The sequence below is a fragment of the Micromonospora sp. WMMD1128 genome (assembly GCF_027497235.1).
In the GTDB taxonomy this organism is placed as follows: Bacteria; Actinomycetota; Actinomycetes; order Mycobacteriales; family Micromonosporaceae; genus Micromonospora.
This window is the reverse complement of the sequence record NZ_CP114902.1, coordinates 4,264,710-4,279,871: the sequence shown is the minus strand read 5'-3', so window position 1 is coordinate 4,279,871 and position 15,162 is coordinate 4,264,710. Positions and strand designations below refer to the sequence as shown.

General features: G+C 74.2%; 12 protein-coding genes. 11 read left to right on the top strand and 1 reads right to left on the bottom strand.

Going from position 1 to position 15,162, the window contains the following annotated elements:
* Window positions 1–674: 674 nt before the first annotated feature.
* The 11 genes from O7602_RS19035 (at window position 675) to O7602_RS18985 (ending at window position 14,617) form a co-directional block, all read left to right on the top strand.
* Window positions 675–3,890 carry an Ig-like domain-containing protein gene (locus O7602_RS19035; protein ID WP_281583989.1) on the top strand — a complete coding sequence of 1,072 codons (3,216 nt, stop codon included), beginning with the start codon at window positions 675–677 and terminating at the stop codon, window positions 3,888–3,890.
* Window positions 3,891–4,117: 227 nt separating this feature from the next.
* Window positions 4,118–5,386 carry a cytochrome P450 gene (locus O7602_RS19030; RefSeq protein ID WP_281583988.1) on the top strand — a complete coding sequence of 423 codons (1,269 nt, stop codon included), beginning with the start codon at window positions 4,118–4,120 and terminating at the stop codon, window positions 5,384–5,386.
* Window positions 5,387–5,552: 166 nt separating this feature from the next.
* Complete coding sequence (locus tag O7602_RS19025) at window positions 5,553–5,990, top strand: helix-turn-helix transcriptional regulator (RefSeq protein WP_281583987.1); 438 nt, start codon at window positions 5,553–5,555, stop codon at window positions 5,988–5,990.
* Window positions 5,991–6,243: 253 nt separating this feature from the next.
* Window positions 6,244–8,637 (top strand): nitrate- and nitrite sensing domain-containing protein, encoded by a 2,394-nt coding sequence (locus O7602_RS19020; protein ID WP_281583986.1) that lies wholly within the window; start codon window positions 6,244–6,246, stop codon window positions 8,635–8,637.
* An 18-nt stretch (window positions 8,638–8,655) separates the two neighbouring features.
* Complete coding sequence (locus O7602_RS19015; RefSeq protein ID WP_181567524.1) at window positions 8,656–9,060, top strand: roadblock/LC7 domain-containing protein; 405 nt, start codon at window positions 8,656–8,658, stop codon at window positions 9,058–9,060.
* A 47-nt stretch (window positions 9,061–9,107) separates the two neighbouring features.
* Window positions 9,108–10,301, top strand: a complete 1,194-nt coding sequence (locus O7602_RS19010) for an ABC transporter substrate-binding protein (RefSeq protein WP_281583985.1) — start codon at window positions 9,108–9,110, stop codon at window positions 10,299–10,301.
* 5 nt (window positions 10,302–10,306) lie between these two features.
* Complete coding sequence (locus tag O7602_RS19005; RefSeq protein WP_281583984.1) at window positions 10,307–11,179, top strand: branched-chain amino acid ABC transporter permease; 873 nt, start codon at window positions 10,307–10,309, stop codon at window positions 11,177–11,179.
* Entirely contained in the window at window positions 11,176–12,222 is a 1,047-nt protein-coding gene (locus tag O7602_RS19000; protein ID WP_281583983.1) for a branched-chain amino acid ABC transporter permease, read from the top strand. The genes O7602_RS19005 and O7602_RS19000 overlap by 4 nt, the downstream gene beginning before the upstream one ends.
* Window positions 12,219–12,962 carry an ABC transporter ATP-binding protein gene (locus tag O7602_RS18995; RefSeq protein ID WP_281583982.1) on the top strand — a complete coding sequence of 248 codons (744 nt, stop codon included), beginning with the start codon at window positions 12,219–12,221 and terminating at the stop codon, window positions 12,960–12,962. The genes O7602_RS19000 and O7602_RS18995 overlap by 4 nt, the downstream gene beginning before the upstream one ends.
* A complete protein-coding gene (locus O7602_RS18990; protein ID WP_281583981.1) occupies window positions 12,962–13,759 on the top strand; it encodes an ABC transporter ATP-binding protein in 798 nt (265 codons plus the stop codon). The genes O7602_RS18995 and O7602_RS18990 overlap by 1 nt, the downstream gene beginning before the upstream one ends.
* 6 nt (window positions 13,760–13,765) lie before the next feature.
* Complete coding sequence (locus tag O7602_RS18985; RefSeq protein ID WP_281583980.1) at window positions 13,766–14,617, top strand: methyltransferase domain-containing protein; 852 nt, start codon at window positions 13,766–13,768, stop codon at window positions 14,615–14,617.
* A 19-nt stretch (window positions 14,618–14,636) separates the two neighbouring features.
* Here the strand turns inward: O7602_RS18985 and O7602_RS18980 are convergent, their stop codons facing one another.
* The gene (locus O7602_RS18980) at window positions 14,637–15,110 is read right to left on the bottom strand and encodes a DUF5709 domain-containing protein (protein ID WP_281583979.1); all 474 of its coding nucleotides are present in this window, start codon (window positions 15,108–15,110) and stop codon (window positions 14,637–14,639) included.
* Between the last annotated feature and the right edge of the window lie 52 nt (window positions 15,111–15,162).

Genomic DNA, 15,162 nt, shown 5'->3' with positions numbered 1-15,162 from the left:
CGGGTGATGGAAAAGATCCGGATTCCTCGATGGGGAACCACGCCCATCATGGCACCGGCGATCTTCGGCCGCCGATCCCCGGATCGTGTCGGCGGTTGATGCGTTCGGTGCCTGAGGCAACACTTTCGGCCAATTCCCGAGCGTCGGCAAGAAATGCGATTGCGGCATCCCGGCCCCGGCGATGTCGACCGGACGAGAGTTTTCCTGCTCACGGCCTTGTGTGGTGGCGTCGTTGACAGAGCGAACTTGATCGATTACCGTCACGATCGATCTTCGCGCGGCCCGCTGGGGCGACCGCTCGACGCGTTCGTCCGGGGCGGATCGCGCCGTCCCCGTCATTGATTCGACAATTGCGTCGGCGTGCTGCCCGCCGCGTCGCACCCCGTTCCTCGACACACTTCCCCGTTCTTTGTCGACATTTCCCGCGAAGGCAGTCGCCCAGGCGTCAGATCCGGCTGGGTCGACACCATTTCGCCGAGGTGGTGGGTGGGGTCCACCCGATCGGTGGACGGGACCCGCCGGTGTGGCCGAAATTGATGCCGAGCGGTCGATAACCGGCGCGGCGGCGTATCGCGAGAACTCCTTGCCTCCCTACGGTGACCTCCGGCACGCGGACGGAGGGAGTCGGGAGCCACCCGAGGGCGCCGTCCGCGCGGACAGGGAGAGTTGACTCGATGCGAGTTTGGAGTCGCGCCGTCGCGGTGCTCGCCGTGGGCGCGGTCGTGGTGGCGGGGGTGCCGGCGCTCGCCGCCACCACGACCGTCACCGACGCCGGCGCCGCCGGGCGGACCGGCGCCCGGGCGATGGGGGGCAGCGCCGCGCTCGGCGCCGCCCGTACGGTCGCCACCAGGGCACAGGTGACGCCGGGGGACACCCGGCTGATGCCGACCACGCCCCGCGCCGACACGCCGCGGATCAACAATGGCGAGATCACCGACATCGAGGTGATCGGCAACCGGGTCTTCATCGCCGGCACCTTCACCTCGATCACCAATGTCGGCGGCACGGCGATCGCGCAGCGGTCGCTGGCGTCCTACAACCTCGACACCGGCAAGGTGGACACCGGCTTCAAGCCGACCATCGACGGCGCGGTGGCGGCCGTCGAGGCGTCACCGGACGGGTCGTCGCTCTACATCGCGGGCTCGTTCAACACGATCAACGGGGTCACCAAGCGCAAGATCGCCCGGCTCAACCCGTCCACCGGCGCGCCGGTCGCCGCGTTCACCGCGACCGCGAACGCGCGGGCGACCGCGCTGGCGGTGAGCCCCACCGCGGTCTACGTCGGCGGCCAGTTCGCCACCGTCAACGGGGTCTCCCGCAGCGGCCTCGCCGCGGTCAACCCCACCACCGGCGCGGTCGACACCGCGTTCAACCTGCCGCTCACCGGCGGCATCGGCGTCGGCGGCATGCTCACCGTGCAGCAGCTCAAGCTCACCCACGACCGCAGCAAGCTGCTCGTCGTGCACACCGGCCGCCAGATCGCCGGCCAGGACCGCTACGGGGTGGCGCTGATCGACACGGCCGGCAAGTCGTTGCTGCCGTGGCGGACCCGGCTGTGGGAGGACAACCTCTCCTTCGTCGGCGGAATCCAGCGCGTCTTCGCCGGCGACATCGCGCCGGACGACTCGTACTTCGTCGTCACCAGTGGCTCCGGCGGTGACCGCCCGCCGATCAACGACACCGCCATCGCGTACTCCCTGACCGGAAACGACCACGTCGAGCCGCTCTGGGTCTCCCGGCACTTCGACAGCATCTACTCGGTCGCGATCACCGACACCGCCGTCTACGTCGGCGGCCACTTCAGCTGGCAGGAGTCGCCCACCTCGAACGTGCCCTGGCCCGGCCTGGACAACGTCGGCTACGGCACCGGCCAGGGCCTGAGCGGTTACGGCCTCGGCGACCAGGTGGTCCGCCGCGACCACCTCGGCGCGCTGGACCCGGTCACCGGCACCGCGCTGGAGTGGAACCCCGGCTCCAACTCGTACGAGGGGGAGAAGGCGATGCTCGCCACGTCGCGCGGCCTGCTCGTCGGCGGCGACGGCAACGTCAAGGGCGGCAAGACGACCGGCCGGGTGGCCTTCTTCGACCTGTCCGCCGAGCCCGCGCCGTCGCCGCTGGACACCACGATCACCACCCCGATCGAGGGCGCGGTGAAGCAGGCCGGCGAGTCGTTCGACCTCGCCGGGCAGGCGCTGGCCCCGGCCGGCGTGTCGAAGGTCCAGGTCGAGATCATGGACCGCACCAGCGGTCGGTACCTCCAGGACGACCTGACCACCTGGGGCGCGTTCAAGGGCATCAAGGCGACGCTCGCCGAGCCGAACGCCACGTCCACCACGTGGACGCTGCCGGTGTCGCTACCCGCCGGCACCTACCAGATCCAGGCCAAGACGTTCGCCGTCGGCGGGGCCGGCGACACCACCAAGGCGGTCAAGAAGATCGAGGCGTTCCGCTTCGACGATCTGCCGCCGTCGACCCGGATCAGCGCCCCGGCCGGCGGACTGCTCGCCACGCAGAGCTTCGTGGCCAGCGGCACCGCCACCGACGACCAGGGCGTCAGCTCGCTGATCTACTCGTTCCGCACCCCGGACAACCGTTACCTCCAGGACGACGGCAGCGTCGCGGCGGTCTACAACACGTTCCGCGGTGAGCCGGACGTGATCGGTGCGAAGTCCGCCACCTGGCAGTACGAGGTGACGCTGCCGATCGAGGGGCAGTGGAAGATGACCGCCACCGCGGTCGACACCGCCGGGCAGAGCGACCTGCGCGGCGACACCCGGGACTGGACCGTCTCGGCCACCGGCGTCCCGCCGACGGTGGCGATCACCGCGCCGGTGGCGATGACCCCGCCGACCGCCGCCGCGCCGCTGACCGTGGAGCCCGGCGCAACCGTCACGTTCGCCGGCACCGCCGCCGACGAGGACGCCCTGCGGTCGGTCGAGATCTACCTGCGCAACAACACCACCCGTGAGGCGCTGGCCGCCGACGGCACCTGGGGTGCCGACTCGGTCGCCGCGTACCACCGGATCTCACCGACCAACCTGAACGCCGCGACGTTCGACTGGTCCTTCACCAGCGTGCCGCTCACCCCCGGGGTGTACGACTTCCGGGTACGCGCGACCGACAATCTCGGCCTGACCACGTCCAACTCCAACCTGGGCCGGCTCACCGTCACCGCGCAGACGCCCGGCGACGCCTTCCCGAACGGGCGGCTCAACTTCACCGGCACCGACCAGAACATCGACCAGCTGCACCTCGACCTGTCCGGCACGGCCACCGACGACAAGGGCGTGCGGGCGGTCCGGGTGGCGTTGCGCGACCTGGACACCGGCCGGTACGTGCAGCCCAACGGCACGATGGCCGCCGCGTTCGCCACGGTCGACGCGACGCTCGCCGATCCGGACGCGACGAGCACCGCGTTCACGCTCTCGATCGACCTGCCCACGAAGGGCACCTACAGCGTCGAGGCGTGGGCCGTGGACACGGTCGGCCAGCAGGACGGGAACACCTCCGGCGCCACCGCGAGGTACCTGGTCTACCCCGGTGACCTCGACCCGACGCTGGAGCCGAGCATCACGCCGGTCGAGGGTGAGGTCTACTCCGGCGGTCGGATCGTGGTGACCGGCCGGGCCGTCGACGACGTCGGCATGCAGAAGGTGGAGCTCCAGATCACCAACAGCGCCGGGCAGGGCATGAACGCGGCCGGCACGTTCGGCCGGGCGGGCACGTGGATCGCGACGTTCCTCACCAGCCCGGGGTCCCCGGGGTCGAACTTCGCCTACACGTCCCCGGTCGTCCCGGCCGGCACGTACACGGTGACGATCCGCGGGATGGACAACTACGGGCAATACCAGCAGCCGCCCCGTACCGTCTCGGTGACCGTCACCGACTGAGCCGTCGTCGCTCCGCGGGCCGGTCCGGCGTCGAATCTCTCGGCGCCGGGCCGGCCCGCGGCCGTCTCGGGCGGACGGCAATCCCTTGAGCACGGTCATCCGGATGGCAAGGCGCATGGCGCAAGGTGCGGGAAAGCGGCAGAAACAGATTGATGCCGGCATATCTTGACTCGTGTTCGACCGGTAGCGCACGGTAAGGAAAGCGGCCGGTAGTGCAGGAGGCGGTCATGCGGTTGAATCCGTTCGCGGGAGCGTATCTCACCGATCCGGCCGGCGTCTGGGCCCGGCTGCTGGACCGCGACGGCGGGGTGCACCACGACGAGCAACTCGGGTTGTGGCTGGTCACCCGGCATGCCGACGTGCGGCGGGCGCTCGCCGACGTGCGCGCGTTCGGCAACGCGCTCACCCTCGCCCCGGTGTACGACATCTGCCCGGAAGCGCTGGCGCTGGTCGCTCAGATCGATGCGCCACCCACCACCGCCGCCGCCGATCCGCCGGTGCATCCGCGGACCCGGCGGGCGTTGCGGGTGACCTTCGCCAACACCGCGGAACGGGTCGAGCAGCGCTACGGCCGGATCGTCCGTCGCCGGGTGGACGAGCTGGTGGCACGCCTGGCCACCCGGGTCGGGGCCGAGGTCGACCTCGTGCCGGAGTTCACCGCCGAGCTGCCGCTGCTGGTCCTGCTGGACATCCTCGGCGTACCGGCGTGCGACGTGCCGCGGATCCGGGCCTGGGCCGACGGCCAGATCGCCCTGGTCTGGGGGAGCCCGGACCCGGCCGAGCAGGTCCGGCTGGCCGGCGGGCTGCTGGAGTTCTGGCGCTACTGCCAGGACCTCGTCCGGTGCCGCCTCGACGTCGGTGGTGACGACTACGTGACCGAGCTGCTGGCGTACCGGGGCGGCGACGACGAGGTCCTGACCGCCGCCGAGGCCGCCAGCATCGTGTTCAACCTGCTGGTCGCCGGCCACGAGACCACCGCCGGGTTGCTCGCCCACGCGGTGGACCGGGCACTGTCCGAACCGGGCCGGTGGCGGGCGCTCGCGGACCGGCCGGAGCGGGTACCGGCGTTCCTCACCGAGACGCTGCGGTACGCGCCCGCGATCGACGGCTGGCTGCGGGTGACCAACCGGCCGGTCACGCTCGGCGGTGTCACCATTCCCGCCGGGGCGCGCTGCCTGCTGCTGATCGGCGCGGCCAACCGGGATCCGGCGGTGTTCGACCATCCGAACCGGTTCGATCCGGACCGGACGGACGCGCACGACCACCTCTCCTTCGGGCACGGTCCGCACTTCTGCATCGGCGCGGCGCTGGCCCGACTGGAGGCGGGCACCGCGCTCACCCGTCTCGCCGCGGCCCTGCCGGATCTGCGCCCGGCGACCGGGCACGACCGGGTCTTCCGGCCGAACCTGGCGTTCCGCGCGCACCGCGCGCTGCCGGTGACCGTCGACGTGGCGGTGCCGGCCGGTCGGCGTCCGGCCGCCCGCCCGGCGGCCTGACCGCGTCCCGATGCGGGTGTCGACGATCGGCGGGAGCGGACACGCAGCGCGTTCACGTCTTCACACCCACGTGCCGGTGGGTTAAGAATGGCTCCCTGCGAACGCCCATTCATCACCCACCCTCGATCTGCTGCCGATGCCGGCCCGGCGTCGCGGAGGTGAGCACATGGATCGCACACCCGCTCCCTCCGCCGCCAGCCACCAGTTCCGTGTCGAGCTGCGCCGCTGGCGGACCCGGCGCGGCCTGACCCAGCGGGCGCTGGCCGAGCGGGTGCGGTTCAGCCGGGAGACGGTCGCCGCGGTGGAGTCCGGCCGGCGGTTCGGCAGCCAGGAGTTCGCCGTCCGCTGCGACGAGGTGCTCACCACCGGCGGCCGGCTGGCCGAGTTGTGGCCGTTGGTCGCGGCGGAGCAGTTGGCGGCGGACGGGCGACGGGGCCCCCGGCCCGGCGAGCCGGAGCCGGTCGGCCGTCCGACCGCACGACGCGACCCGCGCGATCCGCAGGCCGTGGTCGCGGCGATCGACGAGCTGCGGGAGTTGATCGGCCAGGTGCTCGCCCAGCCCGAACCCGAGGGCCCGCCGCCGTCGGCGGCCGGCCGGCGCTGACCGGCCCGGCGCCCAACGCCTCCGGGGCGTCGCCGGTGTCGCCAACTCTGGGTACAGATGCTGGTACGGCCTGTTTGTACCACGGTCGGGTCTGGTCTCGACGCATGGCTTCCGGCGCAATGAACGTGCAATCCGCAAATGCAGATGGAACGTTGCCGATCAGCGCGGGGAGTCAGCAGTGGCGTCGAGCACGAGGTCCCACGCGGCCCGACCCTACCCGACCCGCCGCCGCCGGTGGCGCATCGGTGGCCGCATGCGCCTCATCGTGGCCGCCCCGCTCGTCGCCGTGATGGGCTTCGCCGGACTGGCGCTCACCGAGAGCGCCCGGCAGACCGCCCGCGCCAGCGACCTCGGGCAGCTCGCCCAGCTCGGCGCCGAGGCGGGCGGTCTGGCCCACCGCCTCCAGCACGAGCGGATCGTCGCCGCCGACCTGCTGACCCGGGGCGCTCCGGAGCAGCAGGACGCGTACGCCGCCGCCACCGCCGCCACCGACACCGCGGTCGCCGGATACCGCCGGCAGCGCGCCCGGGTGCCCGCCGGCGACACCGCCGAACGGGCCGTCCTGCCGCGCATCGACGCGGCGCTCGCCGGCCTCGCCCCGCTACGCGCGCAGGTACGCACCGCCGAGCGCGCCTCGGTCTCGGCGATGACCTTCAGCTACCGGATCGTCATCGCCGACCTGCTCGGCCTGCGCGAGAGCGTCACCCTCGGCGTGGTCAACCCGCGGATCGCGGACGGCATCCGGGCCTCCGCCGCGCTGTCCAAGGTGGCCGAGACGGTCGGCCAGCAACAGGTGGCCGTGCTGCGCGCGGTCACCGCCGGCCAGGTCACGCCCGCGTTGCAGCAGGACATCACCGCCGCCCGGACCGGCTTCACCGAGGCGTCGCTGGCTTTCCTGTCCCTCGCCCGGCCGGCTTGGCAGGGCTGGTGGGAGCAGGCCGGCAGCGGCGAGAGCGCCGTGCGGCTGCAACGGATCCTCGACCAGGTGGCCCGGACGGCCGCCGGGGACCGCCTCGAACTGGACCTGGACACCTGGCTCACCGCCACCGGGCAATGGGCGGTACGCCTGGCCGAGCTGCGCCTGCGGGTCGACGGTGCGGTGCTCGACGACATCCGCGCCGCCCACGCCGACCAACGTCGGCGCACCGTCGTGGAGGCGGCGGCGGCCGTGCTGGCCCTGCTGCTGACCGCGCTCGTCACCTGGGCGGTGGCCCGCCAGATCACCCGCCGGCTGCGGCGACTGCGGGACGCGGCGAACGCGGTCGCGTACGAGCGGCTGCCCCAGGTGGTGGCCCGGTTGCAGGAGCGGGACAGCGCCTCGGTGGACCCGGACGAACTGGCCCGCAGGCAGGCCCTCGACACGATCGAGGTCTCCGGCGACGACGAGATCGGCGAGGTCGGGCAGGCGTTCGACGCGGTGCACCGGGCCGCCGTGCGCACCGCGGCGGAGCAGGCCGTGATGCGGGCCAACACCCAGGAGATCTTCATCCACCTGAGCCGGCGGGAGCAGCGCCTGGTCGACGCCGTACTGGCCCAGGTGGACCTGGTCGAGCGGGACGAGACCGATCCGGACCGGCTGCACCGGCTCTACGCGCTCGACAATCTCGCCACCCGGATGGGGCGGATCAACGCCAGTCTGCTCGTCCTCGGCGGGGTGGGCGTCGGGCGGGTCCGCCACCACGACGTGCCGCTGCCGCAGGTGCTCCAGGCCGCGCAGAGCCAGATCGAGCACTACGCCCGCATCCGCCTCGGTCTGGTCGACGGCGACGTGGCGGTGGCCGCCGAGTCGGTCGACGAGGTGGTGCACCTGCTCGCCGAGCTGATGGAGAACGCCACCGGCTACTCGCCGCCGGCGACCGAGGCGTGGGTGACCGGCCGGAGCCTCGGCGACCGGGTGATCGTGCAGATCAGCGACGAGGGCGTCGGCTTGCCCCCGCACCGGCGGCAACAGCTCAACGACCTGCTCGCCCAGCCGCCCGCCATCGACGTGGCCACCGTCCGGGCGATGGGCCTGGTCGTGGTGGGGCAGCTCGCCATGCGACTGGGCGCCGCCGTCCAGCTCCGGTCCGGGCCGCGTCGCGGCACCATCGCCGAGGTGGCGCTCCCGGCCGCGTTGATCCGGTCGTTGCCCCCCGAGGAGTTCCTGCTCACCCCCGAACGGCCGTCCCGCCGGGCGGCCCGCAACACGGTCGCCTCCCCGGCCGGGCGGGCCCCCGTCGTGTCCGCCGGCCCACGGCCCGCCCCGCAGCCGTGGGCCGGCGGTCCGGCCGCCGACCGGGCGCTCCCGGTCGCCCCGGTCTTCCAGCCGGTGCCGGCCGGCGCCGGCGAGGCGCCCACCGAGGAACTGGTCATCTTCCACCAGGTCAACCACTGGTTCCAGGCGGACCGGCCGGACGGCGACGGCCCGTCCTGGTCCGGCCCCGCCGACGACGCCTGGCGCACCGCGGCGCGTGCCGACGAGCCCCGGGTCACCGGCACCACCACGTCCGGACTGCCCCGGCGGCAGCCGCAGGAGCACCTGGTGCCCGGCGGCGTGCCGGCGTCCCGCCCGACCAACGAGCACCGCGACCCGGCCCGGGTGGCCACCGCGATGGCCGCGTACGCCCGCGGTGTCGCCGGCCGCCGGCCCAACCTGATCACCCACTGACCCGACAAGGGAGTGCACGTGACCGATCACCAGGATCTCGGCTGGCTGCTGGACGCCTTCGCCGAGCGCGCCACCGAGGTCACCCACGCGATCGCCATCTCCAGCGACGGGCTGATGGTGGCCGCCACCCGCGGCCTCCCACCCGACCGGGCCGACCAGTTGGCGGCGACCGGCAGCGGGTTGGTCAGCCTGCTGCGCGGCGCGGCGGCGTTCTTCGACGCCGGCGCGGTGATCTCCAACGTGACCCAGTTGGAGGGCGGCTTCATGTTCTCCATGGCCTTCAACGACGGCGCCTCACTGCTCGTGCTGGCCGACCCGCGGTGCGACGTCGGCAAGGTCTCCTACGAGATGACCGAGCTGGCGAACCGCATCGGTGACGCGCTCACCCCCGCGGCCCGGGCGGCGTTGAGCCGCAGCCGCTGACCGCCGGCGTCCCGCCGGATCCGCACCCCTGACACAGGAGAGACACCATGTCCCTGACCCTGCCCGGGCGCAGTCGTGCCCGCACCGCGGCGCTGCTCGCGCTCGTCCTGCTCGCCGCGCCCGCCTGCGCCGACGACGGACCGTCCGCCGGCTCCGGCGGCCCCGTCAAGATCGGTCTGCTCGCGTCGCTCTCCGGCACCTACCAGTCGGTCGGCAAGGACATCCGCGACGGCTTCCAGCTCTACCTGTCCGCCCACGACGGCAAGCTCGGCGGCCGGCGGGTCGAGCTGGTCGTCGCGGACGAGGGCAACGGCGCGGCGACCGCCGTACCCGCCGCCACCAAGCTGCTCAAACAGGACCGGGTGGTGGCGCTGACCGGCATCGTCGGCGGCGGCTCGGTGGCCGCGGTCTATCCGCTGCTCAACGAGACGAAGGTGCCGTTCGTCGGGTCCAACGGACGGCCGGAGCTCAAGGACGTGTCCCGGGTCTGGCACACCTCCTACCTGTCCGACGAGCCCGGCCAGGCGATCGCGGCGCACGTACGCGAGGACGTCAGCGGCAGCGTCTACGCCATCGGCCCGGACTATCAGGGCGGCTGGGACGAGCTACGCGGCTTCACCGAGGCGTTCGCCTCCGCCGGCGGCAAGCTCGCCAACCCCGACGGCAAGACCACGTTCACGCCGTTCCCGGCGACCACCAACTTCACCCCGTACTTCGCCCGGATCAAGGCGTCCGGGGCGGACGCGGTCTACACGTTCTACGCCGGCAGCGCGGCGATCGACTTCGTCAAGCAGTACGCCCAGTCGGAGATCAGGGACGTACCGCTCTACGCCGCCGGCTTCCTGACCGAGGGCGGGGTGCTCGACGCGCAGGGCGACGCCGCGCGGGACATCTACTCGGTGTTGAACTACTCGCCCGACCTCGACAACGCGGAGAACCGGTCGTTCGTGGCCGCCTGGAAGGCCGAGCACGACGGCTCCCCGACGACCTACGCGATGGCCTCCTACGACGCGGCGGCGGTGCTGGACCGGGCGATCGCGGCGGCCGGCGACGACGCCACCCCGGAGAAGATCAACGCCAGCATCGGCCAGCTCGGGCAGATCAGCAGCCCGCGCGGCACCTGGCAGTTCTCGCCGACCACCCACGCGCCGGTGCAGAAGTGGTATCTGCGCCAGGTCCGCCCGGACGGGCGGGCGCTGTCCAACACGGTGGTCGGCGACCTCGCCACCGTGGGGGGCTGACCGGCGTGCCGATCGACCCGTACGTCGTCCCGGCCCTGGACGGGGTCGCCTACGGGCTGCTGGTGTTCGTCGCCGCGGCCGGGCTGGTGCTCTGCTTCGGCGTGGCCGGCATTCTCAACCTCGCCCACGGCACGCTCTTCGCGATCGGCGGCTACACCGCCGCCGCGCTGCTGGACGGCGGGTGGCCCAGCCTGGCGCTGGCGCTGGCGGTCGGCGTTGCCGCCGCCACCGCCGCCGGCGCGCTCATCGCGGTGCTGCTCACCCGGGTCGTGACGGCCGGGCACCTCACCCAGGCGCTGCTCACCTTCGGCGTCGCGCTGGCCGGCGGCAGCCTGCTCGTGGCCGCGTTCGGCCCGGACGACCCGCCGGTACGGGTACCCGCCGCGCTCGACGGGTCGGTGGCGCTCGCGGGTCACCGCTACGCGGCGTACCGGCTGGTCTTCATCGTGGTGGCCGGGTTGCTCGCCGGCCTGCTGCACCTGGTGGTGCGCCGCACCCGGGCCGGCATGCTGGTGCGGGCGGCGGTCGACGACGCCGAGATGGTCGCCACGCTCGGGGTGAGCCCGGCGGTGGTCCGGGTCGGCGTGCTGGCCGCGGCCGGCGCGTTGGCCGGGACCGCCGGTGTGCTCGGCGCGCCGATCATCCGCCCGGGGCCCGGCACCGCCGACGCGGTACTGCTGCTCTCCCTGGTCGTGGTGGTCCTCGGTGGCCTCGGTTCGATGACCGGCACGCTGCTGGCGGCGCTGGCGGTCGGCCAGATCCAGACGCTCGGCGTGGCGCTCGTCCCGTCCGCCGCCCCGTTCCTGCTCTTCGCCGCCATGGCGGTCGTCCTCGCGGTCCGGGCCCGCGGCCTGGCCCCCGCGCGGAGGGCGACATGAGGGAGCGGGCGCTGCGGCTGGCCGCCGTGGGGGAGCGGGCGGTACGGACGCTGCGGGTGGCCGTCGCCGTGGCGGTGCTCGCCGGGCTGGTCGCCGCTCCCTGGGCGGTGGACGACTACACCGTGGCGCTGTTGGCCCGCACGCTGGCGTTGGGCCTGGTCGCGGTGAGCGTCGCGCTGCTGACCGGCGTCGCCGGGCTGCCCACGCTCGGGCAGACCGCGCCGTACGCGGCCGGCGCGTACGCCGGTGCGGTGGCCGGCGGTCAGCTCTCCGACGTCGGGCCGGTGCACCTGCTCGTCGCGGCGGCGGCGGGCGCGGCGCTGGCCGCGCTCGCGTTGCCGCTCGTGCTCCCGGCCCGTGGGGTGGTGCTCCTGATGATCACGCTGGCGATCGGTGAGCTGGCGGTGGTCGTCGCCGGGCGGTGGACCTCGGTGACCGGCGGCACCGACGGGCTGGCCGGCATCGCCCCGACGCGCCCGTGGTGGGGGCTGCCGGTGCTGGCCACCGACCGGGCCCGCTACCTCTACACGCTCGTGGCCGTCGCGGCGCTCGCCGGCCTGGTGCTGCTGGTGCTACGGACCCGCGTCGGGTTGCTGCTGCGCGCCGGCCGCGACGACGAGGCGCGGCTGCGGGCCAGCGGGCACCGAGTGCCGGCGCACGTGGCGGGCGTCCACGTCGCCGCCGGTGCGGTCGCCGGCGCGGCCGGCTCGCTGCTGGTCACCGCCCAGCAGTACGTCTCGCCGGCCGACTTCGGCTTCGACACCTCCGCGCTGCTGCTGCTCGGTGTGGTCATCGGCGGCACCGCCTCGATCGGCGGCGCGCTCGTCGGCGCGGTGCTCGTCGTCGCCGCCCGGGACTGGCTGTTCGGCGCGCTGCCCGGGCAGGGGCCGCTGCTGCTCGGGCTGGCCTTCGTCGTGGCCGCGCACCTGCTGCCCACCGTCCGGTCCGCCCGGCCGGCGGCCCGGCGCGATCGGCCGGCCACCCCGGACGCGCACCCCGCCGACGCGGAAAGACGCGCCGTCACGACCGGGGTACGCGCGTGACGCCCCTGCTCACCGCCGAGGCGGTCACCGTGCGCTACGGGTCGCTGGTCGCGTTGGACGCGGTCGACCTGCGGATCCCGCCCGGCCAGCGGCACGCGCTCATCGGGCCGAACGGCGCGGGCAAGACCACGCTGCTCGACGTGGTGGCCGGCGCCACCCGGCCGACCGCCGGCCGGCTCCGGCTGGCCGGGCGGGACGTCACCGGGCTCGGTCCGTCCGCCCGGGCCCGGCGCGGCGTCGGCCGGATCCACCAGCGTCCCGCCGTCTGGAGTTCGTTGACCGCCCGGGAGAACGCGCTCGTCGCCGCGCTGCCCCGGGCCGAGCGGCCCGGTCGGTGGCATCCGGCGGCCCGGCGGCGGGCGGCCGGGCGCACCGCGGACGTTCTGCTGGACCGGGTGGGGCTCGGCGACCTCGCCGCGACGCCCGCCGGGCAGCTCGCCCACGGGCAGCGCCGGCAACTGGAGATCGCCGTGGCGCTCGCCGGCCGGCCGCGGCTGCTGCTGCTCGACGAGCCGGCCGCCGGGCTGTCCACGGTGGAGGTCGGCCGGTTGCTGGAGTTCCTGCGCCAGCTGCCCCGCGCGGTCGCGGTCCTGCTTGTCGAACACCGGCTGGACCTGGTCTACGCGCTCTGCGACACGGTGACCGTGCTGCGCGACGGGCGGACGCTCGCCACCGGGTCGCCCGCCGAGATCCGCGCGTCCGGCCCGGTCCGTCAGGCGTACGCGGAAGGGGTGACGTGATGCTGCGGATCGAAGCGCTCTGCGCCGGCTACGCCGGTGGCACGGTGCTGCACGAGGTGGATCTCGACGTGCGGCCCGGCGCCGTGCAGGCGGTGGTGGGTCGCAACGGCGCCGGCAAGAGCACGCTCGTGCACTGTGTGGCCGGCCTGGTCCGGCCGCAGGCTGGGCGGATCGAGATCGGCGGCGTGCCGGTCGCCGGCCGGCAACCGCACCGGATCGCCCGCGCCGGGGTGGGGCTGGTGCCGCAGGGCCGGCGGGTGTTCTCCCGGCTGACGGTGGCCGAGCATCTCGTCCTGGCCGCCGCGCCGTGGCGGGCGGCCACCCCGGGCGGGGAGGGCTGGACCGTCGCCCGGGTGCTGGAGCTGCTGCCCCGGCTCTCGGCACGGCTGCGGCACCGCGGCGACCAACTCTCCGGCGGCGAGCAGCAGATGCTGGCGATCGCCCGCGCCCTGCTCGGCCAGCCCCGCGTGCTGCTGCTCGACGAGCCGTGCGAGGGGCTCGCGCCCGACCTGGCCGTCCGGGTCCGCGACCTGGTCGGCTCGCTGGCGCGGGCCGGCATGACCGTGCTCCTGGTCGAGCAGCAGATCCGGTACGCGATCGAGGTCGCCGACCGGATCGCCGTGCTGGAGTACGGCCGGGTGGTCTACGACCGGCCGGCCGACGAGTCCCGGGCCGACCCGGGCGCGGTGGCGGCGCTGCTGAGCGTCGCCGCGGTCGCGGAGCCACCGGCTCCCCGGCCCCGGCCCGGGTTGGCGGCAGCTCCGGGCGCGCGAACCGACCGACCGCGACCGGAATGAGGAGCGATGCCGACCGACACCCCCGAGACCGACCACGCCCCCGAGTCCGACCACGCCTCCGAGACCGACTACGCCTTCGACACCGGCGCCGCCGATGCGGTGCCCCAACTGCACGCGCTCGAATCGTTCCTCGATCCGATCACCACCGGCCGGATCGCCGCGCCGCTGCTCGCCCCGGGCGGCCGGTGCTGGGAGGTCGGCGCCGGCGGTGGCTCGGTCGCCCGGGCCATGGCCGCCGCGGTCGGCCCGGCCGGTCGGGTGCTGGCCACCGACCTCGACCTGACGCACCTGCGCCCGGCGGGCAACCTCGACGTACGGCGGCACGACGTGCGTCACGAGCCGCCGCCCGGGGACGACTTCGACCTGGTCCACGCCCGGCTGGTGCTGCTGCACCTGCCGGAACGGCGCCGGGTCCTGCGTACCCTGGCCGGCGCGCTCGCCCCGGGCGGCTGGCTGGTGGTCGAGGAGTTCGACTGCACCGCGCCGCTGCGGGTGCTGACCGCGCCCAGCGACGACGCGGCGAAGCTCTTCGCCCAGGTGACGGACGCGATGCTCGGCATCCTCCAGAGCCACGGCGCGGACCTGGCCTGGGCGCAGGACGTGCACGCCGAGCTGGCGTCGGCGGGCCTGGTCGAGGTGGACAGCGTCAGCCACGCACGGAGCTGGCCCGGTGGCTCGCTCGGCATCTCGCTCTACGGCACGAACTCCCGGCAGCTCGAACCGGAGCTGCTCGACGCCGGGCTGTCCGCCGGCCAGTTGGACGCCTTCCGCCGGCTGCTGCGCGATCCGGCGTTCGCGGCGATGTCGTACCAGTTCGTCTCGACCCGGGGTCGGCGGCCCGGCCCGGGACGGCGGTGACGCCCCCGCGGGCCGGCGGTCAACGCAGCGGGCCGTCGCCCGGGCCGAACGGATCGTCGACGACGTGCACCGCGGCCTCCTCGGCGCTGGCCGCGCCGCCGTCGATGCCGACGTCCCAGGCCACCGAGTCGGCCTGCTCGTCCTCGCCGAAACCCTGGTCGTCGGCGACCAGGCGACCCGTCCGCGCCTCCCGCTCGTAGCCCCGGCGGCTCAGTTCGTCCTCGTCGTCGGCCGGCTCGGCGTACGGGTCGACGTCCGGTTCCTCCTGGGCGAGCAGATGCGCGAGCGAGTCGCCGGCCCGCTCCTCGGCGGGCGTGGTGCCGAACCGGTTCGCCGCCGTCCAGCGGTCGGCGGCGGCGATGCCGGTGTCCAGCGGGTCACCGCCCCGGTCGTCGAGGGTGTCCGAGGCATCAAGCACGCCGTCGTCCTCGGCGACGTTCCATTCGTCACCGACCTGCTCGGCCTGGCTCATGGTGGACCCCTTCCCGGTCATGTCCTGCTCCGCCATCTCAGCGCAGAAATCCCGTCGACGGAAGGGCCCGTGG